Source organism: Rhodanobacter sp. FW106-HT46G03 (genome assembly GCF_058789895.1).
Window position 1 is genome coordinate 1 of the sequence record NZ_JBYTCC010000002.1, and the last position, 25,757, is coordinate 25,757.

38 protein-coding genes are annotated in these 25,757 nt (G+C 62.8%); 27 read left to right on the forward strand and 11 right to left on the reverse strand.

What is annotated here, in order from left to right; all coding sequences use genetic code 11:
* The 27 genes from AC3WP6_RS16010 to AC3WP6_RS16140 form a co-directional block, all read left to right on the forward strand.
* The coding region (locus AC3WP6_RS16010; protein ID WP_492628723.1) for a replication protein RepA at positions 1–1,032 on the forward strand (1,032 nt) is incomplete at its 5' end.
* Positions 1,033–2,341: 1,309 nt separating this feature from the next.
* Positions 2,342–4,156, forward strand: a complete 1,815-nt coding sequence (locus AC3WP6_RS16015) for a DNA cytosine methyltransferase (RefSeq protein ID WP_492628724.1) — start codon at positions 2,342–2,344, stop codon at positions 4,154–4,156.
* An 11-nt stretch (positions 4,157–4,167) separates the two neighbouring features.
* Positions 4,168–4,620, forward strand: coding sequence for a 5' nucleotidase, NT5C type (locus AC3WP6_RS16020; RefSeq protein ID WP_492628725.1), 453 nt, complete (start codon positions 4,168–4,170; stop codon positions 4,618–4,620).
* Positions 4,617–5,282, forward strand: a complete 666-nt coding sequence (locus AC3WP6_RS16025) for a hypothetical protein (RefSeq protein WP_492628726.1) — start codon at positions 4,617–4,619, stop codon at positions 5,280–5,282. Before AC3WP6_RS16020 ends, AC3WP6_RS16025 begins: the two co-directional genes overlap by 4 nt.
* The gene (locus AC3WP6_RS16030) at positions 5,279–5,719 is read left to right on the forward strand and encodes a hypothetical protein (protein WP_492628727.1); all 441 of its coding nucleotides are present in this window, start codon (positions 5,279–5,281) and stop codon (positions 5,717–5,719) included. The genes AC3WP6_RS16025 and AC3WP6_RS16030 overlap by 4 nt, the downstream gene beginning before the upstream one ends.
* The gene (locus AC3WP6_RS16035; protein WP_492628728.1) at positions 5,712–5,888 is read left to right on the forward strand and encodes a hypothetical protein; all 177 of its coding nucleotides are present in this window, start codon (positions 5,712–5,714) and stop codon (positions 5,886–5,888) included. Before AC3WP6_RS16030 ends, AC3WP6_RS16035 begins: the two co-directional genes overlap by 8 nt.
* Complete coding sequence (locus tag AC3WP6_RS16040; protein WP_492628729.1) at positions 5,881–7,026, forward strand: DUF5131 family protein; 1,146 nt, start codon at positions 5,881–5,883, stop codon at positions 7,024–7,026. The genes AC3WP6_RS16035 and AC3WP6_RS16040 overlap by 8 nt, the downstream gene beginning before the upstream one ends.
* The gene (locus AC3WP6_RS16045; RefSeq protein WP_492628730.1) at positions 7,019–7,300 is read left to right on the forward strand and encodes a hypothetical protein; all 282 of its coding nucleotides are present in this window, start codon (positions 7,019–7,021) and stop codon (positions 7,298–7,300) included. Before AC3WP6_RS16040 ends, AC3WP6_RS16045 begins: the two co-directional genes overlap by 8 nt.
* Entirely contained in the window at positions 7,297–8,112 is an 816-nt protein-coding gene (locus AC3WP6_RS16050; protein ID WP_492628731.1) for a class I SAM-dependent methyltransferase, read from the forward strand. The genes AC3WP6_RS16045 and AC3WP6_RS16050 overlap by 4 nt, the downstream gene beginning before the upstream one ends.
* On the forward strand, positions 8,109–9,356 hold the full coding sequence (locus tag AC3WP6_RS16055) for a DNA methyltransferase (protein WP_492628732.1): 1,248 nt from the start codon (positions 8,109–8,111) through the stop codon (positions 9,354–9,356). Before AC3WP6_RS16050 ends, AC3WP6_RS16055 begins: the two co-directional genes overlap by 4 nt.
* A gap of 40 nt (positions 9,357–9,396) precedes the next feature.
* Positions 9,397–10,065 carry a beta/alpha barrel domain-containing protein gene (locus AC3WP6_RS16060; RefSeq protein WP_492628733.1) on the forward strand — a complete coding sequence of 223 codons (669 nt, stop codon included), beginning with the start codon at positions 9,397–9,399 and terminating at the stop codon, positions 10,063–10,065.
* A complete protein-coding gene (locus tag AC3WP6_RS16065) occupies positions 10,062–10,505 on the forward strand; it encodes a hypothetical protein (protein WP_492628734.1) in 444 nt (147 codons plus the stop codon). Before AC3WP6_RS16060 ends, AC3WP6_RS16065 begins: the two co-directional genes overlap by 4 nt.
* 100 nt (positions 10,506–10,605) lie before the next feature.
* Positions 10,606–11,325 (forward strand): hypothetical protein, encoded by a 720-nt coding sequence (locus AC3WP6_RS16070; protein ID WP_492628735.1) that lies wholly within the window; start codon positions 10,606–10,608, stop codon positions 11,323–11,325.
* Complete coding sequence (locus tag AC3WP6_RS16075) at positions 11,322–11,849, forward strand: hypothetical protein (RefSeq protein ID WP_492628736.1); 528 nt, start codon at positions 11,322–11,324, stop codon at positions 11,847–11,849. Before AC3WP6_RS16070 ends, AC3WP6_RS16075 begins: the two co-directional genes overlap by 4 nt.
* Positions 11,850–11,928: 79 nt before the next feature.
* A complete protein-coding gene (locus AC3WP6_RS16080; protein WP_492628737.1) occupies positions 11,929–12,312 on the forward strand; it encodes a hypothetical protein in 384 nt (127 codons plus the stop codon).
* Between the two features lie 7 nt (positions 12,313–12,319).
* The gene (locus tag AC3WP6_RS16085; protein WP_492628738.1) at positions 12,320–12,586 is read left to right on the forward strand and encodes a hypothetical protein; all 267 of its coding nucleotides are present in this window, start codon (positions 12,320–12,322) and stop codon (positions 12,584–12,586) included.
* 6 nt (positions 12,587–12,592) lie between these two features.
* Complete coding sequence (locus AC3WP6_RS16090; RefSeq protein WP_492628739.1) at positions 12,593–12,841, forward strand: hypothetical protein; 249 nt, start codon at positions 12,593–12,595, stop codon at positions 12,839–12,841.
* Positions 12,838–13,221 carry a hypothetical protein gene (locus AC3WP6_RS16095; RefSeq protein ID WP_492628740.1) on the forward strand — a complete coding sequence of 128 codons (384 nt, stop codon included), beginning with the start codon at positions 12,838–12,840 and terminating at the stop codon, positions 13,219–13,221. The genes AC3WP6_RS16090 and AC3WP6_RS16095 overlap by 4 nt, the downstream gene beginning before the upstream one ends.
* 7 nt (positions 13,222–13,228) lie before the next feature.
* Complete coding sequence (locus tag AC3WP6_RS16100) at positions 13,229–13,603, forward strand: hypothetical protein (RefSeq protein ID WP_492628741.1); 375 nt, start codon at positions 13,229–13,231, stop codon at positions 13,601–13,603.
* A gap of 4 nt (positions 13,604–13,607) precedes the next feature.
* Positions 13,608–13,934, forward strand: coding sequence for a hypothetical protein (locus AC3WP6_RS16105; RefSeq protein WP_492628742.1), 327 nt, complete (start codon positions 13,608–13,610; stop codon positions 13,932–13,934).
* Positions 13,934–14,290, forward strand: a complete 357-nt coding sequence (locus AC3WP6_RS16110) for a hypothetical protein (RefSeq protein WP_492628743.1) — start codon at positions 13,934–13,936, stop codon at positions 14,288–14,290. Before AC3WP6_RS16105 ends, AC3WP6_RS16110 begins: the two co-directional genes overlap by 1 nt.
* Entirely contained in the window at positions 14,278–14,655 is a 378-nt protein-coding gene (locus tag AC3WP6_RS16115) for a VVA0879 family protein (RefSeq protein WP_492628744.1), read from the forward strand. The genes AC3WP6_RS16110 and AC3WP6_RS16115 overlap by 13 nt, the downstream gene beginning before the upstream one ends.
* Complete coding sequence (locus AC3WP6_RS16120) at positions 14,652–14,906, forward strand: helix-turn-helix domain-containing protein (RefSeq protein ID WP_492628745.1); 255 nt, start codon at positions 14,652–14,654, stop codon at positions 14,904–14,906. The genes AC3WP6_RS16115 and AC3WP6_RS16120 overlap by 4 nt, the downstream gene beginning before the upstream one ends.
* A complete protein-coding gene (locus AC3WP6_RS16125; RefSeq protein WP_492628746.1) occupies positions 14,903–15,256 on the forward strand; it encodes a hypothetical protein in 354 nt (117 codons plus the stop codon). Before AC3WP6_RS16120 ends, AC3WP6_RS16125 begins: the two co-directional genes overlap by 4 nt.
* Positions 15,257–15,370: 114 nt before the next feature.
* Complete coding sequence (locus AC3WP6_RS16130; protein WP_492628747.1) at positions 15,371–15,793, forward strand: hypothetical protein; 423 nt, start codon at positions 15,371–15,373, stop codon at positions 15,791–15,793.
* On the forward strand, positions 15,790–16,047 hold the full coding sequence (locus AC3WP6_RS16135) for a GIY-YIG nuclease family protein (protein WP_492628748.1): 258 nt from the start codon (positions 15,790–15,792) through the stop codon (positions 16,045–16,047). The genes AC3WP6_RS16130 and AC3WP6_RS16135 overlap by 4 nt, the downstream gene beginning before the upstream one ends.
* Before the next feature lie 455 nt (positions 16,048–16,502).
* Entirely contained in the window at positions 16,503–16,694 is a 192-nt protein-coding gene (locus AC3WP6_RS16140) for a hypothetical protein (protein ID WP_492628749.1), read from the forward strand.
* A gap of 144 nt (positions 16,695–16,838) precedes the next feature.
* On the opposite strand, the gene AC3WP6_RS16145 is transcribed toward AC3WP6_RS16140, so the two are convergent.
* The 11 genes from AC3WP6_RS16145 to AC3WP6_RS16195 all read right to left on the reverse strand — a co-directional run bounded on the left by AC3WP6_RS16145 (position 16,839) and on the right by AC3WP6_RS16195 (position 25,757).
* Entirely contained in the window at positions 16,839–17,033 is a 195-nt protein-coding gene (locus AC3WP6_RS16145) for a hypothetical protein (protein WP_492628750.1), read from the reverse strand.
* A 76-nt stretch (positions 17,034–17,109) separates the two neighbouring features.
* Positions 17,110–17,493: a hypothetical protein gene (locus AC3WP6_RS16150; protein WP_492628751.1), complete on the reverse strand. Its 384-nt coding sequence runs from the start codon at positions 17,491–17,493 to the stop codon at positions 17,110–17,112.
* A gap of 70 nt (positions 17,494–17,563) precedes the next feature.
* On the reverse strand, positions 17,564–18,460 hold the full coding sequence (locus AC3WP6_RS16155; RefSeq protein ID WP_492628752.1) for a spermidine synthase: 897 nt from the start codon (positions 18,458–18,460) through the stop codon (positions 17,564–17,566).
* A complete protein-coding gene (locus AC3WP6_RS16160; protein WP_492628753.1) occupies positions 18,444–19,076 on the reverse strand; it encodes a fused MFS/spermidine synthase in 633 nt (210 codons plus the stop codon). The genes AC3WP6_RS16155 and AC3WP6_RS16160 overlap by 17 nt, the downstream gene beginning before the upstream one ends.
* On the reverse strand, positions 19,073–19,762 hold the full coding sequence (locus AC3WP6_RS16165; RefSeq protein ID WP_492628754.1) for a hypothetical protein: 690 nt from the start codon (positions 19,760–19,762) through the stop codon (positions 19,073–19,075). The genes AC3WP6_RS16160 and AC3WP6_RS16165 overlap by 4 nt, the downstream gene beginning before the upstream one ends.
* 89 nt (positions 19,763–19,851) lie before the next feature.
* Complete coding sequence (locus tag AC3WP6_RS16170) at positions 19,852–20,418, reverse strand: hypothetical protein (protein WP_492628755.1); 567 nt, start codon at positions 20,416–20,418, stop codon at positions 19,852–19,854.
* Between the two features lie 4 nt (positions 20,419–20,422).
* Positions 20,423–20,683, reverse strand: a complete 261-nt coding sequence (locus AC3WP6_RS16175) for a hypothetical protein (protein ID WP_492628756.1) — start codon at positions 20,681–20,683, stop codon at positions 20,423–20,425.
* Positions 20,684–20,765: 82 nt separating this feature from the next.
* Entirely contained in the window at positions 20,766–21,197 is a 432-nt protein-coding gene (locus AC3WP6_RS16180; RefSeq protein ID WP_492628757.1) for a single-stranded DNA-binding protein, read from the reverse strand.
* Positions 21,194–21,772: a lysozyme family protein gene (locus AC3WP6_RS16185; protein ID WP_492628758.1), complete on the reverse strand. Its 579-nt coding sequence runs from the start codon at positions 21,770–21,772 to the stop codon at positions 21,194–21,196. The genes AC3WP6_RS16180 and AC3WP6_RS16185 overlap by 4 nt, the downstream gene beginning before the upstream one ends.
* Positions 21,769–22,359 carry a hypothetical protein gene (locus AC3WP6_RS16190; protein WP_492628759.1) on the reverse strand — a complete coding sequence of 197 codons (591 nt, stop codon included), beginning with the start codon at positions 22,357–22,359 and terminating at the stop codon, positions 21,769–21,771. Before AC3WP6_RS16190 ends, AC3WP6_RS16185 begins: the two co-directional genes overlap by 4 nt.
* 242 nt (positions 22,360–22,601) lie before the next feature.
* Positions 22,602–25,757, reverse strand: coding sequence for a TraM recognition domain-containing protein (locus tag AC3WP6_RS16195; RefSeq protein WP_492628760.1), 3,156 nt, complete (start codon positions 25,755–25,757; stop codon positions 22,602–22,604).

The window sequence follows — 25,757 nt, forward strand, 5'->3', positions numbered from 1 at the left end:
ATGAAGGGGGTATCCGTGGACACCGACGAGCGCGCGACACCTCGCCCATCCGGCGATCTGTTCGGCGGTGCGCCGGACCAGCTCCCGGCCACAGCCATCGGCCCCCAGGCACCCAGCAACGTCACGCCGCTGACCCGTCCGCGCGGCCGCCCTGCCGTCAACTGGCAGGAGCGCCCCCGCACGAACCAGGAGCGCGACCTCTTCGAGCTGTCGATGGAGCTGGAGCAGCGCGAGGGCTACGACCCCAACAAGGGGTTCATCGCCACCGCCTGCATCTATGCCTCCCTGCCGCATTCGGAGATCGAGGGGGCGTTCTTCAAGCGCAAGTCCAATACGCACACGACTACCATCCTCGTCGATCCGGATATCGGTCTGCCTTACGGCAAGATCCCGCGTGTGATGACTGCGTTCTTATGCACCGAGGCGAAACGCACCGAGGAGCCGCGGATCTACCTTGGCCGCTCCCAGGCCGAATTCGCGAACAAGCTGGGACTCACCTCATCGGGCGGCCACCGCGGCGACATGACGCGCTTGAAGGATCAGGCAACGAGGCTCTTCACCTCCCACATCACACTGGTCGGCACGCCGGGCTCCGAATTCCACTGGCAGAACGTGAACCTCACCAGCCGAGGCATGCTGCTCTGGAATCCCCACGATCCGGAACAACGGATGCCGTGGAACAGCTGGCTCGACCTCTCGGCCGAGTTCTTCAAGGAATGCTGTGATCATGCGGTGCCGATCCAGATGGATATCGTGCACGCGTTGCGTTCACCGCTCGCGATCGACATCTACATCTGGCTGACCTACCGATACAACGCGATCACACGTCCCACGCCCATTACGTGGACCCAGCTTAAGTGGCAGTTCGGCGCCAACTATTCAGATGATCCGAACGGCCTGGCCGCCTTCAAGTACAACTTCCTGAAACAACTGCGCGTCGTCAGTGCAGCCTGGCCACAGGCCAAAGTCGCCCACGACGCAAACAAGCTGACCCTACTTCCAAGCCCCACGCACATCGCCAAGCGCACTTGACGCCGCGTGTGCATGTGATGCCGTTCGTGTTTCGAAGGGAGCCTTCAGGAACTGGCTCGGAGAACATCCAGACCAACGCCCCAGGCTTGCAGTGAAATGGTGAGGGATACGCCCAGCCGATTGGCGGTTGGCAACGTCGCAAAGCCCTCTGCGTGATCCGGTTGGCCACTGCATCACGCGCCTGAAGACTCCCTTCGAAACACGAACTCTCAGGCACCTCGCCGACCTCGCGAGCGCGAAGGCGCCGCCGCTCAAAAACGTGCATTCGCTGATGTCCCCGCACTCGACCAGGCGTTGTGCCTCCGTCGCGCGGGCGTACACGACTGCGGGTGTGCCCATCGCGCTACATGCATTTGCCCGAGAGGTGTACGGCCACGGGCAATCAGGGTGGATGCCCGGTCGGCTACAGGCAACGACGTCGCCACTCTGTGGATAAGCCTGGGGATGGCCAGAGTTATCCACGCTGAAACGCTAATGTCGGTTTTTGTGTTCCAAGTCCATGAATTGCAGAAGGTATTAGTGTTTCAGCGCGAGTTATCCACGCTGAAACACTAATAAATAAGTGCGCTAAAACACTAATCTGGACACCACGCTGAAACACTAAGATGACCGACTAATCCGGGTCTTTCAGGCATAGCCACTCCGCCCCAAGTAGTTAATAGAAATACAAGTATCTCTATACAAGTAGCTGGGCTTCGCCCCTCGGTGGATAACCCACCCACCCACCGGCGCTATCGCGCCCGTGGATGGTCGCGCTACGCGCGATCCGTGGGTTATCCACCGACCTGTCGGCACTCCGTGGACAACGCTTCGCGTTGCCCACCGTGCGCCTCCTCCTGCCCGGTTTGACAGAGAAGGGAAGCGGAAAAACCGCGAGCAGAAACACCCCTCGGGCGATGGATGTTGCAGGGCGCTACCGGCAACGTCAAAAAGACTTGACGATACGTTTCTAACAGCGGACAATCGCGCTGTCAGATTGGTGTTTCTTTGCATGCGCGTATAGTCGCACCATGCAGGCCTCGCCCTTCTTTGCGCTGAAAGACTCATCCATCGAGTCCGAGGCAACCGAGCAGCCCCGTCCAACCGTTTCCTACTGGAACATCGAGGCACCAATGATCGAGACACACGTGATCCCATTCCTTCCCGTGCCCCTGCACGATTTGGAAATGGCTCCATCAGGTCAACCGGTGACCTTCTTGTTCACGTCGCCGGATTGCCAGCACCACTCCAGGGCCATGGGAGGCAAGTCGGCTGGTTGCACGATCCGTGGCTTGCCTGGGCACAGCAGCAAAGCTAGGGAGGGCTGACGATGGCCGACGGCAACCGTAGTTTCGATTTCGGGCATGAGTTGGTTGTCGACCTGTTCGCGGGCGCCGGTGGTGCGAGCGCAGGCATCGAGGATGAATATCGGGCGCCCGATGTCGCGGTGAACCACAATCCCATTGCGATCGCCGTGCACAAAGCCAATCACCCGAACACGCGCCACTACATGGCGGACGTGTTCGAGGTAGACCCTCTTGAAGCCACCGGCGGCCAACCAGTAGGCCTACTTTGGAGCAGTCCCGATTGCCGCCACCATTCGAAAGCTGCGGGACGAAAGCCCCGTAGCCGCAAGATTCGCGGCCTGGCGTGGGTCATGGTGCGGTGGGCCTATGCCACACGCCCACGCATGATCTTCATGGAGAACGTCGAGGAGTTTCGTGAATGGGGTCCGTTGGGTGCCGACGACATGCCTCTCAAGGCGCTTCGCGGACGTACCTTCGAGGCATTCCGAGCCGTCATGACCACCGGACTGCCAGCCGACCATCCCGACATGCCCGAGATCCTTGCTGCGATCGGCGCCCATGTACCGAAAGCGGCGCTGGTGCGCGGCCTGGGCTACAAGGCTGACTTCCGCGAGCTGGTCGCAGCCAACTACAAGACCCCGACGATCCGCAAACGCCTGTACGGCGTCATGCGTTGCGATGGCCGACCGATCGTCTGGCCGGAAGTAGAAGCCTTCAAGCAAGCGCCCACGCCGGAGAAACGCTGGCGCTGGGCCGCCGAGTGCATCGACTTCACTGATCTCGGCAAGAGCATCTTCGAACGCCGCAAGCCGCTGGCCGACGCCAGTCAGCGACGCATCGCCCGCGGCTGCTGGCGTCATGTGCTCACGGCGCCGAAGCCTTTCATCGTTCCGCAAAGCGGATCGGTGGTGGCGCCGATTCTCACCGAGTTCGCGAACGCCAGCAGCCAGCGCACGTTCCGCGTCGACGAGGCCCTGCGAACACAGGTGGCCCAGGTGAAGGGCGGCCACTTCGCGCTCGCCGCTGCCCATCTGGTGACCAACACCACGGGACACAGTGGCGCCTCGATGATGTCGCCGACGCCGACAGTGGCAACCGGCGGTCATCATGCTCTGGCCGCAAGCCACATCGTGAAGTTCCGCGGCGACAGCATTGGCCATGCTATGGATGGACCCATGCCTACCGTCACTGCAGGTGGTGACATGGCGCGCCCGGCGGGCGCCGCACATGCGCTCGGCATGGCGTCGATGTTCCTGGAGCAGGCGAACGGCGGCTTCTACGACGGCGCCGGCCGCAGCCTGCGTGAACCGGTCAGCACCATCGTCGGCAGCGGCAGCCAGCAGCGCCTGGTGAGTGCCTACCTGGTGAAGTATTACCGCGATGGCGGGCAACTGCAGGGGCTCGATGAGCCCATGCACACGCTGCCGACGAAGGGGCGCATGGGCTTGGTGCAGGTGGTGCAGGTACCCGCCGATCTGCTCCCGCCCGAGCTGATGGTCAAGGCCAAGCGCTGCGCCGATTTCCTGCGCCGCTGGCTTCCCGAACACTTTCCGGACTCGGCCGATCTGGTGCTGGTGGGTGACCACGTTCTGGTCGACATCACCCTGCGCATGTTGCAGCCGAAGGAGCTGAAACGCGCGCAGGGCTTCCGCCCCGACTACATCCTTGACCGCGGCCTCTTCTTCAACCCGGCCACGGGTCAGGAGGAATGGCGACCTATCACGAAGACGGATCAGGTGAAGCTGATTGGCAACAGCGTCTGCCGCCAGGTGGCGGCCGCACTGGTACGGGCCAACGCTGCGGATCTGATCGACCTGTACCACCGCATCGCGGCTTGAAGGATGTACCGATGAACCGTGTATTTGTGGATATGGATGGCGTGATCGTGGACTTCGACAAGTTCCGCGACGAGCGCGGGCTGACGGGCGATCAGGTGAAGGCCATGCCGGGCGCCTACCTTCAGATGCCGGCGATCGACGGCGCGATTGCAGCTGTGCGCAGTCTGATCGGCATGGGCTACGAGGTGTGGCTGGCCACAAAGCCGCCCACAGGCGTTCCTCACGCATACAGCGACAAGGCGGCGTGGGTGTTCGAGCACCTGCCGGAGTTGAAGTGCCGGCTGATCATCACTCACGACAAGGGCCTGCTGGGTGATGAGGGTGACTTCCTGTGCGATGACAGGCCTCACAAGGCGAACTGCGAGCGGTTCAAAGGAACCCTGCTGCGGTTCGTGGACGGCTTCCACTGGCCGCAGGCGCTCGATGTGCTTCGGCGGCGATCGAACAACAAGGGGGGTGTATGAACTCGATGCTATTGGGGCGGAATGCCGTGTCGGCCAATGCCCGCGTTGAAACACGTGACGGCTGCACGCTGGTGTTCGGCTCGCTGTCGATGAACCAACTGCGGGACCTCAGCCGGGATGGGTCGACGGACGACGTGCTATCTCCAGACCTGGCTCGCATGGTAGGGGCGACTTTCGCGTATGGCTCTGCGGCAGCTGTCGAGGCGCTTCTGGGTCGCGTACGTGTCCAGACGCTGAAGGCGGCGCGTCCACCGGAGTTGGCGGATCTTGAACCGGCGGCGCAGGACTGGGCTGTAGCCGGTGAGGTGGGCGCTTCGTCGGCCGCCATCTTCGCCTGGCTGACAGGCATCAAGCTCGCCCCGCACAAATCGCTTCCTGGCTCGCTCATGCCGGCCGACTTTCCGCATGATCCGGCCGACTTGCGGCGATGCCGCCTGCTGTTGGAGGCGGTGCCGTCATTCGCGGAACGGTTCAACGCTGTGATGCCGCAGGTGTCGCCCACGTGGGCCGCGCTGGTAGCGCAGTGGGCGTCGATCTGCGGCACGATGGATCGGGAATGCCCGGACTGGCGATCGCTTTCCGGGCACGACGTGTGCCGGGAAACCTATCGGCTGATGCACATGGTGGTCGACCAGGCCACGGCGGCAGGAGTCTCGGCATGATGACTCATCAGCCCACGCCCATCGATACGTCGAGTGCTCTCGCCAGCGCCACGACGATCGACGGCTTCTTGACCACTGCTCAACTTCACATCCTGCAGCACTCAATCGGTGCCGATAAGTACGGTCGACGCGGGCGCTACAGTGATCGCAATCACTTCGTCACTGGCGAAGGGTCCGGCGATCACCCGGCCTGCATGAAGCTCGTGGCCGGTGGACTGATGACGCGCACTCCAGGCAATGCGATCACCGGTGGCGATGACCTCTTCCGAGTGACGAAAGCGGGCTATGCGTATGTCCGCTTGCATAGCCCCTCGCCGCCGCCCGAACCAAAGCTGACGCGTTCACAGAAGCGGTACCGCGAGTGGCTGGACGCTGATCCTGGGTACAGCTTCGCCGAGTGGATCGGCGTACCACGCAGCGGGAGGCGTTATGGCTGACCGCCGCATCGAAATGGCTTTCGCAGCCCTCCAAGTGGCTCACACCGAATTGCACAAGACACCGGTGGTGCCGGTGACCACGGCGTGCTGGACACATATCTCCCTCGCACGCCGTCTGTTGGCCGAGTACATCGAAAGCACGCCAGTGAAGGAGATCGCCAATGGCTGACCACAGCGCCATCGAATGGACGGAAGCGACGTGGAACCCGCTGCGCGGTTGTTCGCGCGTGTCGGCAGGTTGCCAGCGCTGCTACGCCGAGCGTGTGGCAGCCCGCTTCGCTGGCGAGGGGCAACCCTACGAAGGCTTGATCCACCCCAGCACCCGCGGCTGGAATGGAACCGTTCGCCTGGTGCCGGAGGTGCTGACGCAGCCGCTTCGCTGGAAGCGTCCGCGACGGATCTTCGTCAACTCCATGTCTGACCTGTTTCACGAATCCGTACCGGACGCGTGGATCGATCAGATCTTCGCCGTCATGGCCATGGCACCACAGCACACGTTCCAGATCCTGACCAAGCGAGCGGACCGCATGTACCGGTACATGGAGGAAAGGCGACCGGAGGGATGGACGGAAGGCTACATCCGCTTGCTGGTCGATCGCCCGGCACGGGCTTTCCCGCGTGAGTTCAAACGGCTCCCGTTGAACAACAACGCAGCCATGCCCTGGCCGCTACCGAATGTCTGGCTGGGCGTCAGCGTCGAGAACCAAGCCGCTGCGGACGAACGCATTCCGGCGCTGCTCCAGACCCCTGCCTCGGTGCGCTGGCTGTCTTGCGAGCCTCTACTGGGCCCCGTGGACCTCACCAGCGTCGCGTGGCCCGACAAGGATGGGCATCGCGTCGACGTATTGCGCGGCGGGTACTGGAACGCGGAGGGGTATCTTGCCTGCGGTCCCAGCGCAGCTCTCGGCGCGCCGCGTGGCGGCTTCACCAATCACTCGGACATGAAAACCATCGACTGGGTTGTCGCTGGCGGCGAGTCCGGTCCTAAAGCGCGTCCCATGCACCCGGACTGGGCGCGATCGCTGCGCAACCAATGCGCCGAAGACGGAGCCGAGACGCCCTTCTTCTTCAAGCAGTGGGGTGAGTATGTATCGGCCGGACAAGCCGACATCGACCTCAACGATTGCTACGAACACAGCCGCGAAGGTGGCTGGGTGGAGCCGGACGGCTCCTCCACGATGGGTGAGGCCGCACAGCCCAAGAGCGTCGGAGCCAGCGCACACGTTTTCCGCCTTGGCAAGCGCCTGGCGGGTCGCCTGATTGATGGCGTGCTGCACGACGCTTATCCGGAGGTAGCCCATGGCTGACCTCGTGAAGGCTGTCCAGCTGACGACGCAGCTGTACCACATGCGCGACACCATGCGTTCGCTCTGGGGTGAGCAGTACCCCGAGAGAATTGCTCCGTGGCAGTCGGCAATCACCAAGGTCGCCGATAGCAAGCACCTGCCAACCCTGCAAGCGGCTATCCAACTCGCGAAGGCGATCGATAGCGACGGCTTCGGCGTCGTCGCCGTCATGGCCGCTTACGTCGAGATGGTTGAGCCCAACCGCGGCATGGAGCCCAAGGGGGCAACGGCATGAACAGGCAAGTGGAGTTGGGCCAGCATATGACGCCCGACTGGGTGACGCTCGAACTGGTCGCGCGTGACTTTGCGCGCGAAGAAGGTTATGTCGAGCCGACGTGCGGGCGTGGCTCCTTCCTTCGTGCCTTCCCGGCGGGCGTGCCAGCGATGGGCGTGGAGATCGACCCGGAGATGGCACGCTTCGCCCGGGCGAACTCGGGCCGCCCCGTCATCGTGGGCGACTTCCGCACCGTGGATCTGCCGTTCCAGCCTACAGCGATCGTCGGCAACCCGCCCTTCAAGCAGAGTACGGTGCTGGAAATCCTCGATCGCGCCTGGGAAGTGTTGCCGGAAGATGGCCGTGTAGGCTTCATCCTGCCGGCGTACATCCTGCATACGTCCGCCACGGTGGCGAGGCTCGCCGAACGATGGTCGATTCGGCAAGATCTCCTGCCTCGCAATATCTTTGGCCGCCTGCCCTACCCGCTGTTGTGGGCGGTGCTGACAAAGGGCGTCAGCGGCAAGCTCTTCAATTTCGCGTTGTTCGGCGAACAGCATGCCGTGTCGCTGTTGCAGCGACGCTACCGCGAGCTGCTTCAGAAGGGTGAGCGGTCGGTATGGGCCGCGGTCACGCGCGCCGCGCTCGAAGCCCTTGGCGGCGCAGGCACGCTTGACCAGATCTACCGCGAGGTGGAGGGTCACCGGCCGACGCCGAACAAGTTCTGGCAGTCGAAGATCCGGCAGACCCTGCAGATCATCGCCGTCTCGAACCGCCGGGGTCACTGGGCGCTTCCGCAACCCTCCCTGTTCGGTGAGCTGGCCGCGGCATGACCATCTCGCAGCCCGACCTGTTTACCCACGTTGCCGCGGTTTACGCCGACAGCGACGTCGGACGCGTGCCCAATGCCGAACTGTACGAGCACGTGGCGGATCGCATGCAGCTGTCCGCCTCTGCTCGGCAACAGCGCGACAAGGTGGGTTCCCGACAGGAGCAGCACAATCTCTTTCACCGCTCGGTGCGCTGGCAGCAACAGAACATGCGGCACATGGGGCTCATCGAGCGCGTCGATGGTGAACGTGGGCTGTGGTCGCTGATCGCCCCGGCGAAGAAGCTGCACACGCCCCTCGCCTCAGTCCGCTTGCTGGCTTTCAGCACGCGGCTGGGTATGGCGGTATGGGGCGACAGCCTAGACATGCGCAAGGGCCTCCAGGAGCCAGTGCACCTGCTGTTCACCAGCCCGCCATACTTGCTTAGCAGGAGTCGCGACTATGGCAACCCCGCGAGTGAAGCTGAGTTCGTGGACTTCATCGTGGCGCTGGTCGAGCCGGTAATGCGAAACCTCGTGCCTGGCGGCTCGGTGTGCCTCAACATGGGCCAGGATGTGTTTGTGAGTGGCACACCTGCGCGCTCCCTGATCCTGGAACGCGTGACACTCGCCCTGCATGATCGCCTGGGCCTGTCCCTGATGGATCGGTCGGTGTGGCACAACCCCAGCAAGCCACCCGGCCCGACGATCTGGGCCTCGCGCGAGCGCGTGCAGCTCAACAGCGCCTTCGAGTTCGTGTTGTGGTTCACGAACGATCCGCGCCGGGTACGCGCCGACAATCGGCGCGTACTGGAGCCGCACACCGAACAGCATCAGAAGCTGATCGCCAAGGGTGGCGAGCAACGCCACGCCCAGTACGGCGATGGCGCCTACACCATCCGCCACGGCTCCTTCGGCCAGGCGACGCCTGGGCGCATTCCCCGCAACGTGATGACGCTCGGACACCGCTGTCGCGACACGCAGCAGCTGCGCCGCATTGCCACCGAACTGGGGCTCCCCATGCACGGCGCGTCATTTCCGACGCGCCTTCCGGAATTCTGGATTCGGTTCCTGACGGAACCTGGCGATCTCGTCCTCGATCCTTGCGGCGGTTGGGGAAAGACTGCCCTCGCCGCCGAGCGGCTGCAGCGTCGCTGGCTGATCGTGGACAAGGTTCTGGACTACTTGAGGGCGTCGGGGGAGATGTTCCGCGACACCGAAGGATTCGATATGCCACCCATCATCGCCCGTTGGCCAATAGCTGCCTGACATGACCCAAGCACTCTCTACTCGTGAACCCTCCCGTACCGTGACAAAGCTCAGTACCGTCACGCTGACCGGCGCCGACGAACGCACGGACGTCGGCCGCCTGGTGAAGCTTGCCGATGAGCATCCGTACCTGGAAATCGGCCTGCTCTACACGGCGACGCCGGAAGGCCGGAACCGCTACCCCACGCTGGAATGGCTGCAGAAGGCTTCCGGCGCCCTGCCTGGCCGCTGCGCCATCCACATCTGCGGCAGCGGCGCGCGCCAACAGCTACGCGACGGCGCGCTGGCTCGCCTGGTCGGCAATGCCTGGCGCGTGCAGGTCAACGGCGGCGTCCATCCGGACGAAGTGCAGGGCCTGGCCAAACGCGTGCCCATCCTCATCACGCAGCACAACGACAAGAACCGTGCGCTGGCCAGCGCACGCCTCGCCGTCAACCACCGCTTGCTGGTCGATGGCTCTGGCGGTACTGGACGTTCACCGGAGCGCTGGGCGCGGCCGAGGACGCACCTGCAGGTCGGCTTTGCCGGTGGACTGGGCCCCGACAACATCCAGACGGAACTCGCGAAGATCCACGCCGTGGCCGAAGGCCGCTACTGGATCGATCTGGAAGGCAAACTGCGGACAGATGACTGGTTCGACGTGGCATTGTGCGAGCGGTTCCTGCAGGAACTGGGCAAGGCGTTCCGCACGATGGAGAAACGCGCATGATGGCGCCTGTTGTCACCATCGAAGCACGCACCATCACTTCGGATGAGTCCAACGAGTTCATTCCCTTGCAGTGGGTGCAGATTCTCGCTGGGAAGGACTTCTCTCGCGAACTCTTGCGCCTTCGCTGGATGTTGTTCAAGGACGGCCTGAGCGCGGTTCGCGTGCTGAGTGCGCCGAAGGCCTGGTTTCCGACCGTCTATCACGTCATCAAGCATCTTGGCGCGTGGGAGCTGGTCGTGTCGCGCAAGACTGATGGTGTCTATTTCTGTTACGAAGCAGCAGCAGACACCGGAGCGACCCGAATCGAAGTGGCTCAAACGGTACCGCAGCTGGTGGACGACTTCCTCGTAAGCGTGAAGGGCGGCCGCCGTATCTTCGGCGATGTACCTGGCATGGAAGAGCAGGCTCGACCCAAGCAAGCATCAAGGAGTCATCCATGATCGACATTCGCGATCCGGCGTGGGAATGCACCATTGCAGAGGATGGATCGCTATCCTCGGCGAGCCGGAAGGCGCCGTCGTCGCCGGAAATAGCCACCGCATGAGCAGCTACGAATTCGATCCGGTCGCCGTCCATGAATTTGCCGCGCAGCTGTACTGGCGCCTGGCACATCGGGAGGGTGCGGCCAACATCGACCATCGCGTCATCACGACGGCCGGTGAGGCTGTCCTGGAGCCGTCGCTGGTCAACGAAGCAATGGCCGCCATGCAGCCCCTCTGGCGCCTGGCCAGCCTCCCAGCCGAGGCCCTGCGCTCCTTCAAGCAGCAGGCGGCGGCGCACGCCTTCCATCGCGTGCGGCAAGAGCAGCCTCTGCTGGGACAAGTGATTTTCGAAGATGCCAAGTCCGGCTGCGCACCCGGTGTCAAGCACTTCGTGACGCCGGGTGATTACGACAAGGTGCGGGACGCACCCGCGAGGGTCAGCGTCGACCGAACGATCCCGTCGCTCGGCAAGCTCGTGATCCGCTCACCCCTCCCGGCTGTCGTGATCAGCGAGACGCCGCCCGACAACGCGGCGACCATCATCCGTATTGCCGATACCTCGGCGCTCGGCGTGGATCTCACGCTGTACCTGCACGTGCAGGACTGGGATCGGTACGTCGACCGCTACCTCTTGATAGGTAATTTCGTGATTCCGACGAAGGACGCCGTGCAAGGTCGCGCGTGGTCGCGCCTGATCCCCAACAGCACGCGCTTCTATCGTGAGTTCAAGGCTCAGGGCACTCCGGATGGCGACCTCGCCATCGCTACGTCGTGGTGACCCACCGCATCCGACGAATCGTCTATTTGAGCGAGGCTGCGTGCCTCGTCGAATCGCCCCGTGCATCCGCGGCGGTGATTTCCATCACCGAGCCGGGGCGCACTGCCCAGTTACCCTCTCCGGATCACTGGGGCGCGCTGTTACGCGTCCAGTTCATGGATGCCGAATTCGACGCGAGCATGCTGGAGCGCTCCGCGGCACGAGGCGATTTCAAAGACCTCTGCTCCAGGGGGTTCCCCTGCCGCGAACGCTGCTCGCCCATCTTGGCCTTCCTCGATCATTTGGCGGCGAACGCGGCGCTCTCCGAGTTGATCGTCCACTGCCATGCGGGGCAGCGGCGATCCGCCGCTGTGGCGAAGTTCGCCGCTGAGCGTTTCGGCGTGCCATCCGGTGTCGGCGAGGTCTACAACCGAACCGTGTATGCCCTGCTCCATGAGCCGGACCGCTTCGATCAGGTGCTGCGAGGCGGTCCGAACACCGGTTGGATAGCCAGGCTTGCCGGGTGGATGAGCGTCTTCAAATAAATCGCACGTCGGGCTCTTGACAATATATCCAATGGATGTATTTTGTACTCGTGCGAGAGGGCCTCGCTGGGAGATCGTCATGCGTTCACTGTCGGCCAAATTGGCTTATCGAACCTCGGCGCTGGCTTCGCGAAATGCCGCGCTTCATACGGCAGCGCAGCTGCAGGCCCTGCGGGGCGGTGATGCGCTGTACGACGGCTACGTGGCCGCTCGCCGGATCAATCCGGAGCGCGTGACCACGCTGGCAGGCCTGTGCGCCCAGGATGAGGCCAGCGGCACGCAGATCGATGCTGGGCGCGAGCCGCATCTCCTGCGCGAGGACACCTTCAGCCCGGGTGACCTGACGACAGTGGCGATCTACGACACCGCCACGGCAGGCATGGGCCGGGACGGTCGCGTGGACGTCGAGTTACCTCGCGGGAAAGCCCGGCTGGCTGGCAACACGCTGGTTTACTGGCGGTAGATACGCAATGAACAAAAGACGACGCAAGCAGATTGAGGTGTTGAAGGGCCGAATCGACCAGCTTTTGCTGCTGGCGGAGGGCATTCGTGGGGAAGTGGAAGACATCCGAGATGCCGAACAGGACTACCGCGACAATATGCCGGAGTCGATCGCTGACAGCGACAAGGGTGAGCGTGCTGATGCAGCCATCGAGGCCCTTGATGAAGTGATCGAAAACCTCAATGGCATTGGCGAGCTGGAATTCCTGTCACTGCTTGAGACGGCGGCAGAATGAATCGCAATGGAGAACACGGTGATGGTGGCTAAAGATCCGGACGACGACAACGCGCAGCAGCGCAGGGTCGACGCGCTGATTTTCAACGGAGGGTTCCACGACTCCATCGTTACCGCAGCGTGCAAGGCGCATTGGCCGTCCTGGGGGCATATGCGTCCTGAAGTTGAGAGGAAGTGGAAGCAGAAAATGCAGGCCGCCCTCATTGCGGCGGAGAAGGAGCGCGCTGCCCTCGCCGACGTTTGGATTACGTCATGAACCTCTACGGCGAGTACACCCACAAGCGCGACGACGACGGCCTGGAGGGCGCACACAACGTGCACGCGGCCGGCGTGCCCGCGATCAGCAGCGAGACGCTGTGCGGCCACATCGGTCGGCTCGACATCCGATGGACGCAAACCAAGAAGCCGGTCACGTGCAACGGGTGCCTCGCCGTCATCGAACAGGTGAAGAAGGGCACGAGCACACGGGGTCATGGCGGATGGAGCCGTGGCTACTTCTGCGCGGTGGCGGCGCTGCTGCGTGAAGAAGGCTGCGTGACGGCCGGTGTGCAAAGCCTGTTCGCACAGGGTGGTGACGCAAAGCTCGCGGACCCTGATGACATTGAGCTGTTTCGGCAGCATGGAATGATGGAGTAGAAGTGCCATGCGCAACATGAGCTTCATGCTGACCAAGCAGCAGATCCGTGATCGCACCAAGACGGTCACCCGTCGCATGGGGTGGCTGAAGCTGCGCCCTGGTGACCTCCTGTGTGCGGTCGAGAAGGGTATGGGCCTGAAACCCGGTGAACGCGTCGAGCGCATCGACACGATCCGCGTGGTGGACGTGCGACAGGAACCACTGAAGGCCATGCTGGAAGATGTCGACTACGGCATGGCCGAGTGCGTGAAGGAAGGGTTTGGCGACCACCATACCCTTCGGTGGCCCAGCGAATTCGTGGTGTTCTTCTGCGGCAGTCACAAGGGCTGCACGCCGGAAAGCCTGGTGACACGGATCGAATTCGAATACGTCGAAGGTTGAAGGTATGAACAACACGGTAGCCATGAAGCACCGACTGACATTGATGAGCGGGACGCACCCGATGGGCAACAATGAGGTCGGAGACTTCAACGATGAGCGGACGGCCCATCTTGTCGGGGGCCTACTGCTTGCCATCGACGCCAACAACGCCCCGGAGTACCGGCGCTATGACGTTGCGAAGGTCACGATGGATAATCATGATCGGCCTGTCCGTGACATTGCCGAGGAAATTGTGGCCAAGTGGGGCCTGCTTGGTGCCGATCATGATCGAGCAGTTGAAGGTGTTGCCTTGGCGCTCCAGCACGAGCGGCACCGGTCGGGAGTTGCCTGATGGCCCGCACTCTCCCCCTGACGAAAGCCCGATTGCATGAGCTTCTGAAGCTCTATCAAGGGCGCATGACCATGGAAGAGGTCGGCGGATACGACTGGGGTATCTACTACCACTTCAAGGGCAAGATCCGAGTGGAATGCCACGACTCACCGCGAATTGTCGCCGGTAGGATTGTGGGCAAGCTCGGCTTCACCTCGGAAGCACTCTGCATCACGCGAGGTGAACTTCTTTGCAGGGATTCGAAAGCAGGGCTTGATTCTTTCTGGCGTCGAGTAGCGGTGCGACGCACTACCCTTGAGCGGTGGCTAGAGGCCTTTTACGCAGTGAACACTGAGGCGACCCCATGCAACGAATGACGATCGATGAGTTCCATATCGCGCTGAAGGCACAAGGCGTGCCCTCGCGCGAGGACTACGCCTTCATCTGCCCGATGTGCCGATGCGTCCAGTCGGCCCGCGACCTGATCGAGGCCGGCGCCGGAGAAGACTTCGAGAGCATTGAACGCTACCTAGGATTCTCGTGCGTCGGCCGCTTCAGCGGGGCTTCGACGCCACGGGGGGAGCCGGATGGGAAACCGTGTGATTGGACGCTTGGCGGCCTTTTCTCGACGCATCGTCTCGAAGTGGTCACCGAGGACGGTGAGGTCCATCCTCGCTTCGAAGTTGCGACGTCGGAGCAGGCACAGGCCCTACAGCGTCGTCACGCTGAGGTGGTGGCGTGACGACGAGCACCAACAGGAAGCCGTCCGCCCTCAAGGCACCCACGCCGAGCCAGGTGATCGCCAGACGCCAAGCGGCCGGACTGACCCAGACGGCAGCCGCGGCTCTGGTGCATTCGGCGCTGAGCAGCTGGCAGCACTGGGAGGCCGAGCCAGGCGCGCCCGGGTATCGGCAGATGCATCTGGCATTCTGGGAACTGTTCCAGATAAAAACCGAGCCGCTGGTGAAGGCTCGTGGGAGAAAGATGGCATGACCATAAATCCTTATCGGGAGGCGCTGGAGTGGATCAACCACCACCCTGGCACCGAGGCGGCCGAGGGGATGGTGAAGTTGCTGCTGTCGCTTGCGGACGGCAGCTACGCCTTCTCGCTGCGCGAATGCACCGCGGACATCGATGATTTTGGCCTCGCGGTTGCGTTGCGCGTTGTTTCGCACTACGTGCGCATCGGCGACGCGAACGACCGGGAGCTGCAAGCCGTTGCACACGTCCTGGTGGAGCGGTACCCACGTTTGACCGAGATAGCCGACGCGTGGACCCGGATGCGCCTTGGCCTGATCGAGCAGTGGCGACAAGAGGACGCAGCCAACCGCGAAGACGCGTAGATCCCATTGCAGCTCCCGGTCGTTTCGATCAAGGTCTCGGGGTCAAGGGCCGTTGACAATATATCCAATGGATGTATTCTAGGTGTCAAGAGCAATCATCCGTCGGAGCGTTTCATGGATCACCTGGACCCTCGCATCGGTACTCTGGTACGCGGTATGGAGACGGTGTACTACGCCTTCGTCCATGGTTACCAGGCTGATCCACTCGAAGGCTCACTGGAGCAGGTGGAAGTGGCCCTTGGGCTCCGCCAGGCACCTTCCGCGCAGGCCGCAGCGGCCCCATCGCCCGTCCCTGCCCGGCGGCGCCCGGCGTCGAGCGGCACGGCTCTTCGCGAATACACGGTCACCGTGACGCCAAGCATGGTCACCTATGCCGGAGGCTCCTATACGGGCTCCGCGACGTTCGGCGAATACACCGTCCAGGTATTGGCCAAGTCGCACGCGCAGGCCTTGCAGAAGGCCCGCCGTGAACGACGCGATGAGGAAGGCCGCTTTGGTGTACCGGCCAGCTTCAAGGCGCGCTGGGTGCGGCAATGAAGACGTGGGTGCTCTACCTGCTGGAGTGCAGGGGCGGCACGTTCTACGCCGGGATCACGAATGACCTGGAGGCGCGCTACAAGGCCCATCAGGCGGGCAAGGGAGCCCGCTACACCCGGGCTCGTCCGCCAATCCGCCTGATGGGCTCGGCGCCCTTTCCTGATCGTTCCGCGGCTTCCAAGGCCGAGTGGCTGATCAAGCAACTGCCGAAGGCGAAGAAGCGCTCATTCCTGGCCAGCCTTGCAGCTGGCTGAGCGCAGATTGCGATGAGGGCTTCAGCGTCACCCAGGCATTGGCAGCGTATCACCGTAATCTTCCGCATGATCTTCCGTTGATCCATCGCCCCGCCGCAAGAAAACTGCGACGTGCTGAAGTACCAGCCTGACGCAGAGTGGCACCCTTCGCGCGGCTGAAACGAGGCGGCTAAAAGATGCTCTGATGAATGTCTGTGATGACGATCACATTTGCAAAACGTGATTTAGGGACAACGCACTGGAATGGATGACATAGGTCAAATTCTCGATATGGCACGTTTCTTGATGCAAGTCAGAAATCCGGGTCGCAGCTTGAGAGTTAATGCGGCTCTGTTCAGGTAAGTGATTCTGAACACAGAGTTTCATCTGGGAACAATCAAGGGAACCGTGGATTTGCCGATAGCTTTTTGAGCTACGCGCAGAAAACACTCGTCATGCAAACGGGAACGCTACACATGCTTGAGAAGCAACTGGATACCGCCTTCATCGCCGAAGAAACGCCGTCACAGATTCTCGATGTGCTGCTTAAGGCTGCCGATAGTGTGCTGGCCAGGTCCAGGGCGCGCACGCTGCGCGCCTATGGCGCCGATATGGAGCCGCGCTACGAACCGGCGCGTGACCCTACCGACATGCGCTTGTGTGCTTGATCGGACAGGCGCGCTTTTAAGACGCGCCTGTCCGAGATCCGCGCATTGAGGGGTTGTCCTCCGCCCTTCACCCGCACGTGCGCTCTTGTCTACCTGATGGGCAGACGTCGGCGCCGTCGCGTTTCCGACACCACACGGCCGGTTTCATCGGCCGTGCTCTTCCTGGTGACACTCGTTCTCAAGTTCCGCGAGGTATTCACGCTGTAGCGCCTCACAGCGTGAATCGTTCACGTCGAGGCTTTCCTCGCCATATCCGCCCTCCTTGGCCCATGCGGCAAAGGAGGCCCAGTCGGATACCAACACCAGGCGTGGATCGTTGCGTTGCATAAAACCGATCATTTGACTGTTCCTCCACAGGAGTAAAGAAGAGGGGCGCCGCAGCGCCCCTCTTGGACACACCAGGTGGGCCGAGGCGTCAGTTGGACGTACCCATGCCCGAGCGGGTCTGACCCTCGCTCAGCGAGGACCGCACGAACCGGTTGTTCTTGTCGAACACCAGCTCGGTGATCTGCGTCTTCGAATCGGTGTGGCCCACGAACGCGCCCGCGAACGGGATGAAGGTCGAAGCGCTGACCTGCGAGCTGCCGAAGAGGTAGTTCAGCGTCGTGGTGCCGTCGGAATTGCGGGTGGTCTGCGACGGTTGGCCGAGGCGTGCCTCGGCTTCGGCCAGCGTGGTCACGCCCGGCTTGAAGCTGGTGACCACGTTCGGGTCGATCTTGACGCCAGAGGTCGCGCAACCGGCAAGGGCCAGTGCGCCGATGGTGAGCAGAACGAACATGCTGCGCTTGATGTGGTGCATGGTGGTTTCCTGTTTCTGGGGGGAGTGAGTGCACCAACGGCGGTGCGGTGGAACGTGGCTTGGCCTTCGGTCAATGGGCGTACTTCAGGAGGAGATTCGCGGGGGAATACTGATCCGTCAGCGGCTCTGCCTCCGATGGCGGCACCGCGCTGATATCCGGAAGCACCATCGCGGCAGTCACCTTGGTCGGCGCCAGGTGCGCATCGAGCGCGTGTGCCGTGGCGGCCAGGGCGGCCAAGTCCGGCAGGCCGTCTCGGCCGGCCAGGATGATGCGGTTGCCGCCCATCGAATCCACCGCGTCGATCGTACCGAACACGGCCTGGTACGTCGCCGATTCGTAGGGCGTCAACGCGCCCTGGAACGTGTTGGCGGCCAGCGCGCCGTGCGGTGCCATGATGGCCTTCACCTGCGCCAGGAACTCCACCGACAGCATGTGCTCGGGGATGTAGTCCTTGTCGAAGGCGTCGATGACGATCACGTCGTAGCGCACCCCTGCCCGGCCCTGTTTGCGTACGAACATGCGCCCGTCGTCGGCGTAGGCATGCAAGTGATCGTCGGGCGTGAAGCCAAAATACTTCTTGGCGACCCTGATGACGCTGGGGTCGAGATCCACTGCGTCGATCCGGGCGTCCGGGTACAGGCGCCGGAACGCCATGGGGAGCATGCCGCCGCCCAGCCCGATCACGAGGATGCGCTGTGGCTTCGGCTGCACGTACAGCACGCTCAGGAGCCCTTGCGTGTAGCGCAGCACCAGCTCCTGAGGATCGGTGAGGTGGACGCACGACTGGCGGCCACTGAAGCGCCCGAAGGTCATGCAGCGATAGCTGTCGCCCTCGCTCACCACGATGTTGCGGTAGAGCGACATTTCCTGATCGATGACCTTGGGCGTGTGGAACGTCGACGCCTGCGCTGAAATGCTCAGCGCGACGCCGAGGAGCCACGCCAACCGATTAGTGATTCGGCGCATGGCACGGCACCAGGTGCGCTGATTGACGTAATGCACCCAGCGCGAAAATCAGCGCGGCGATCGCCAGCGTAGAGCCCATGAAAATCAGGAGGATCGTGTTGATCGGCAACCACGCGACCAGGTAGAACGCGGTCAGGATCGTGCCTGCGGCCGAGCCGAACGTGGACACGAAATAGAGGCGCCCGGCCGCCCGGCCCGAGGCCTCGACGCTTCCGATCAGGAGTCGCACGGCGTAGGGCGACACCATGCCCGCGATCACCGTCGGCAAGCCGAACATCAGGAGCGCGCCGAGCAGCGAGCCGTAGCGCGGATCGGGCACGCGGTAGGAGAGCCACTCCCACGTGATGGGGCCCAGGGCGATGATCGGCGTGGCGGTGATCGCCTCGCCGATCAGGAGCGCGCACAGAACGGCGAGCGTGGGCTTGGACAACGAAAGCTGGCCACCGAGCAGGTAGCCCAGCGACAGGCACGTCATGAAGACGGTGATGATCGCACCCCAGACGAACACGCTGGAGCCAAAGAACGGCGCGAGCAGACGGCCGCCCAACAACTCGATGCCCATCACGTAGAAGCCGGACCAGGCGGCGGCGAGGTAAATGGCGAAGGTGCGCATCATGCCTTGGCCTCGCCGGCTTCAATCAACTTGTCATCCAGATGCTGCAGCATGTCGTGGGAGTTGCAGCGCACATCTGCACTGCAACGCAGAAGCTGCAGGCGTCTGTCATTCAAAAGCGAATCCCACTGGATTACTCGCAGGCTGTGTAGGGTGAAGAACGCCGGCCAGTGGCCGTCATACGAAGGCAGTGGCGTGCGAGCGGCGAGATCATGGAATACAGGCACACCGAGATCGGAGGCGCGGATAGCATGAAGCCGCGTCAGAAATTCATCGAAGTCCGCAGTGGAAATGCATCCGTTGCGCGCTGCCGGTGCTTCAACCGTGGTAGCCATAACAGCTGCCAGGAAGCGTGAGTGAACCTTGTGCCCATCAAACACCGAGGAATCGAGCCAGCGCTTCTGAAAGTCACGCAGGGAGGCAACCACCTGCGTACACCGCGCTGACCGCGCGGCATCCGTCAACAAGCCGTTCGACGTGAACGCAGGATCGTCGTCCGAAGTAGGCTTCAGTGCGTGCAGGTCGGCGTCCTTCGTGTACGCGGCGATGACGGCATCGCCGTAGGCGATGTCCCGCCGGATCGAAAGCCGAACCACCGCGATCAGCGCCCAGTACACAACCATCATGGCGATGCACAGCCATACGAACACGCTCCACCCCTTTCGATGGAAGCCGAAGGATTTAGACATGAGATGTCTCCGGGTAAACGCAGTAGAACGCGTTGAGCTTCTTGGGGTGCATGGTTGCAATTCTCTCGATCGGCATGGCAAGACAGCCCTTATCGAATCCGCTCGGCAGCGCGACGCGCACGCGTGTCGTCGATGCTCTGCTTCCAGTTGTGGAGCATCAGCAGCGGGGTTTTGAGGTTCTTTTCCTCGCCCATGAGGGCGAGGATGCCGGGACGTTCCTGCAGGTTCTCGGTCGGCGTGCGGTTCGCGTAGCGGACGAAGGCGCTGATCGCCTGCGGCGCTGCGCCTTCCATCAGCTCGAAGGTGTCTTCCGAGGCCTGCACTAGGACCGCCACAGGGATGCGGGGACCGTGGTAGTCCACCGCGGGGTAGGTCTTGATCGCACAGACGCCCAGCGCGAAGCACGCGTCCTGCTTCACCCAGCCGTGCCATTTGGGCACGGCGTCGTGCAGTGCCCGCTCCGCGTCCTCGATCGAAAGGAAGGGCTGCGGGAGGAAGGCGCCGTACATCAGGCGAAACGGCCACATAGCGCGCGTGACTTCGGTCGGGCGCGCAGCATCCCCGATGGCATCAAAGTGGCGATCGAGCGCTTCGACTTCGTTGGTATCGAACAGTCGATCGCGATCAGCCGTCTTAGCCAGGGCAAATTGCTTCATGGGTTCAGGGCGCCTCGGCCACGTTGTTGGCCGGAATCAGCGGGCAGGCCAGGCGGGCCTGTCCGGAAATGAGGGGGGCATTGCTGATGCTGCAGGCCGGGTTGAAGATGAGATCCAGCCAAGGGACGTGCCTGAGCGCATACGTGCTGGCCTCCGCTATCACGTAGGGGCTCATCACCCCGATGATCGTCGGCGTGGAAAGGCCAGCGACCGGCGGGACGACGAAGGCCATCGCGACGTATTGAAGTGTCTTCTTGATCTTCATGACGGTGGTTCCCCACAGCAATCGAGACTACGTGTTCCGCGAAAAGCGGGCTTGTTAGCCCGCTTTTCGTCTTAGGTATGGGCTAATACGGGATCTGATCGCCGTCTTCGGCAGACGTTGGGCCCTGCGGTTCCTGCGCGTTCCCGGTGTAGTTCGGGTCCCGGCCCAGCTTGATCCCCGTGACGACGAACTCGTAGCGGCTGTCCATCAGCGGCTTGCCGCTCTCGTCCTTGCGGGTCTTCGACTCCCACTTCTCCTTGCGCACGTAGCCTTCCACGCGCAGCTCGCGGCCCTTCTTGGCGTACTTCTCGACCACATCGATCAGCCCCGGCGCGTAGACCGAGTAGTCGATCCATTCGACCTTCTCGACCTTCTTGCCGTCCTTGTCCTTGTAGGACGCATCGACGGCAAGGCTGAATTCGGCCACGCGGTTGCCGTTGGTGCCGAAACTGCGGATTTCGGGGTCCGCGCCGAGATTGCCCTCGGCCTGGAAGCGATTGTTCATGCGACTCATGGTGCTGTGCTCCTCGCAACTTGCGGTTGGTAAGAAACGAGTGCGTGAGGCACCCGCTGTTGCAGCCATTTCCCCCACCGGATGGACAGTGGGATCAGCTTGGCTCGGTACTCGGCGTTGTACTTCGGCGTCCTGGAGTGGTAGTTCGCCGCTCGCGTCCAGAAATCCTTGCCGGTGTCTTCGGACAGACGCGTGCGCAACAGCCACGCAGCCAGCTCGGCGTTGTAGCAGCCACGCCACTGCACGGCGTCTTTCGTGATGGCGGGGTAGCGCGCGAACGCGCCGCCGCGATTCCAGTTCGACGAATTGATCTGGAAATGCGAAATGTCGATCGAGCCGTTCTTGTTCGTGACCAGCTGGCCGTTCTTCCCTGACTCGATGCTGGCCAGGGCGAGCAGGATGTTCGCCGGCACGTCCTGCTTGTTCGCCGCTTCGATCACACACTCGATCGTGGCGGGATGACGACCATAGAAATCATCGTTGGCCTTCCCAGTCGGCGGCTGGTCGGTGGCCAGCACCATCGTGGGCAAGCTGGCCACCAGCAACACGCCGAGGGCGCGCAGAGCGTGGTTCATACAAACCACCGGCCGCGCCAGAACCAACGACGAAAGGCTCCCGGCTCGAAGACCACGCCGTACGTGACCTGCCAACAGCGGTAGCTGGCCTTGAGCCCGAAGATGAACATCACGGAAGTGAGGATCAGCCAGTTGAGCAGGGCCATGAAACCTGCGCCCAGGGCGATGTTGACGAGAAAGCTCACCAAGAAGAGGGCGGCCATGCCGAAGTACCAACGTGACCGCCAGCGATGACGGCGCATGAGGTCGGCGCGCGAGGTGTCGGCGAGATGCGCCATGGCATCGACCGCCGCCGTACGGCGCGCAGCGCTGAAGACCAGATTGGCCTCCCGGGGGTCGACCGGCGCCGTGAAAGTGCTTTTGCACTTGCGGCAATACCAGCTCGTTTCGACGGCCGTGGGATCGTCCGCCTCGCCGCGTATCAACGTGCCGTTCTGGCAATGCGGGCACACCGGCCACGTCAGTGAGCGGTACAAGTCGCGGATCTGACGCGATCCCAGGCGCAGCATCGGCACGCCCAGAATCGCCGACGGCATACCCCATACCACGTACTTGGCCGTCCGCTTGGTGCCACTCCAGAAACTCATGAGGCCGCCCCGTCCCGTGTACCGTCAAGCCGCTTGGTGCGGCAAAAAGATTGAACGAGACTATTCTAACAGCAGCGTATATTTTGCCGTCAACTGGTAATTATGCATATGCCATCATAGCGCGACTATTTGCGACCACCACACAGACGAAAGCGCCGCCTCAAGGGCGGCGCAGGCTTTTGATATCGCGTTGCAATTCAGTGCGTTAAACGTGATTTTGGCACATCACCCGTACGCCAGAGCTACATGGTCGAGAAGTCGTCCTGCCCCCTGCTTTCCTCGATCCACCCGATCAGCTTGGTCAGTTCATCGTTGACGTCCTCGACCGAGGCCTTGTCCGGCACCGGTGGGGCGATGTAGCTGGTCTCCTTGGCGATCTGGCTGCGCAGCTCGTCGATGCGATCGCCGGTCTCCCACTTCTCGGCCAGGCTCCCAAAGCGCTGGCCGCGGGAGACCACCTCCATCTCCAGCAGCTTCTCGCGATCGGCAACCGACAGTTGCTGGTCCCAGTTCTCGCCAGGCTCGGCGTCGATCTGCAGCATGAACTGCTTGAGCATGGGGAGGGCGCGCTGGTTGAACGCGGTGCTGTCGTCCTCCGTGAGCAGCAGGTTCGTGGTCACCGTGTCCGTACGGACGGTGATCGCTTCGTCGTCCTCAGCATCGGGCAACGGTTCGGCCGAGATGTAGACCGGTGGCTCGGTGCGAGGCTCCGCCGCCAGCGGTAGCGGCGACAGCCCTGCCGCGGTGCGCTCGCGGATCTCCTCGGCCACCATGTCCAGCGCCCGGTAGGCATTCGCAGTGGTGGCGTCCAGCGCCTCAACCTGCACTTCCTCTCCCGACCCAGCCTCCTCGGGCCTGGGCTCGGGGCTCACGCCGCCGCCGCTACCCGTACCTGCCGGTGCCCTCGCCAAGGCAGGCTGACCGTCCAGATACCAGCCCAGCGCAGCGCGGGCCACGTCGGTGCGGTTGAGCTTGGGCTTCTTCGGATTGATGTGATTGCTTTCCAGCAAGACGTGCATGCCTGAGAGAATCGGGTCGCCCTTCACGGCACTCTTCAGCGTGGTAGCGAAGGTGCCTTCCAGCAGCGCTCGGCGCAACGCTTCGTAGGCCTGCCGATTCCTCGGCAGATCCGCGGGTTCCGGCGTCTCCACCGGGATGAAGTCGTTGATGCGCATCTCGCGTGGCGTCGGGCCCGCGGTGTAAAAGCCCATGCCGCGAATCACGCGCACGCCACCGGACAGACCCTTGTTCTCCTTCTTGCCGATGATGAAGGTGAACTCGCCGTTTTCCTGCATCGCCAGATCGTCGTAGTTGAGGCGCGAGCCGTCCTTGATCGAGATGCTGTCGCGGCTACGGAATGTCTCGCTGGTCATGCCCATCCCGCGGTCATAGCCGTCGACCAGCGCAGAGCCTGCCTCGGCCGCAGCACCATTAATGCGACGCCAGGTCTCCGACTCCTGGCCGGAGGTGATGCGGCCGACCGCACGCACGTTGGTGTTTTCCCACGTGGCGTCGGCCTCTTCGGCGCTGGACTTCTTGAGGCTGGAGAAGTCCTGCGCCGCGAAGGTCACCGAGAAGCCCAGCGAGCGGGCCTGCGCCGGGGCCACCGCGAAACCGATCACGGCGTAGTAGCCGTACTCGTCGAGAATGCAATAGAACGGGAACTCGGCGTTGGTGGGGCGCGACTCGATGATCTCGCGGATAACGCCCTCGACCCGATTGCCCAGGCAACCGGCCATCATTTGCTTGATGGAGCCGACGATCATCTTGCCCAGCATGCGCAAGCTGTCCGGCGCACGCTCCAACGCGGGCAGAAGCACGGTCAGGAGGCGACGGCGCACCACGACGTCGAAGAAGTCCACATCGCCCACGCGGGTCTTGAAGATGTGTCCGTAGTTGAAGTTCAGGTCGTTGAAGATGCGGGTGAGCTGCATGACGATGAAGCCATGCTGTTCCAGCGTCTTCTGTTCCTGCTTCTTGAGCTTGGACTTCTGGTAGCCCGGCAGCGTCAGCAGGTACGAGCGCAACGGCGCGACGATCACGTCGAACATCTCGCCGTACTTGCCGTTGTGCTCGAACACCAGCTCTTCGAGCATGTTCAGCTCGAAGTATTCCAGGTACTTCTCGGGGCTGAGGTTGATGTAGCCCTTGTCACGCAGGTAGGTCAGCGGACGGGTCAGCGCGGCCACGAACGAGATCGCGCGGCCCTTCCACATGTCGCCGCCGCCGCCGGAGTCATCCATCAGCGCGACGATCAACTCGATGAGCATACCCGACGAGGTATTGCCCATGATGTTCATGTTGTTCGTCACCTTGTCGGCCTGCTTCTCCACGAAGTCGCGGCCGGAGGTGATGAAGTTGATGATCAGCAGGTCGTCTTCGCGGCCCAGGTAACGGGCCAGGCGGAAGATCTCTTTCTGCAGCTTGGGGTCGCCCTTGCCGTCGACGTAGATGAAGCCCGTGTTCTGCACCAAGGCGTTGAACACCAGGCCCAGCAGGAACTCGGTATTGTGGGTGACCAGGTTGTTGTCAGTGATATACAGGTGCTGCGGGTGGTCGATCTCGATGCAGCGACAGAGGTAACGGCCTGCGTGCTCGACCTTCCAGATCCGGGTCCAGCGCTCGAACTTCGCGCCGCCTCCCTTGCGGCGGCGAACCTGCGGAAGCATGACGCGAGCGCCCTTCTCCAACAGGGCGCCGATGGCGTCGGTGGTGACGGTCTGGGCGCTCTCGGAGCCCGCCCTGTCGCGCACCAGCACGCGCCACAGGTGGTCGCCCGTGCCCTGGGCCCAGCGACCATTCTTCGCGCGGACGGTGTAGACCTCCTGCTCGCCCTGCTCGATCACGCGCAGGATGCGCGCCTGCTTGCCGTCGGGCGTGCAGACGATGCCGCCCTCCTCGGCCTGTTCCATGCGCATCCAGCCCTTCGGCGTCAGGATGCGTGCGTGGTAGGGCTGCGGCTTGCCGGAACCGGTGGTGCCAAGGACCAGCATGTGGGTACGCAGATCGGAGTCGGTGGAGTACACCTGCTCCTTCGTCTCGTTGTCGTTGCCCAGCAACGTGATGCCGGCGCCCTTCTTCTGACCGCCCGGAATGGAACCGTCCTTGAGATCCGCGATCTTGGGGACACGGAAGGGAAAATCAAAAGCACGCTTCTCGGGGCGGGCGTACTCGCTTCGGCGGTAGAGAAACGCCATGAACAACGCCAATTCCCCACCGAAGGGGACGCGTGCCACGACCATCACCAGCGCGAACAGAGCGATCAGGGAGGCACCGACAATCCCGCCTTCGCTGGACTGCAGGAATTCCTTCAGCTTGACGCCAGAGCGCCGTGTGTCCTTCCGGCGCTGTGAAGCACGCACTTCGTGCTGGCGTGATACGCCTTTGTATGTCGGCAT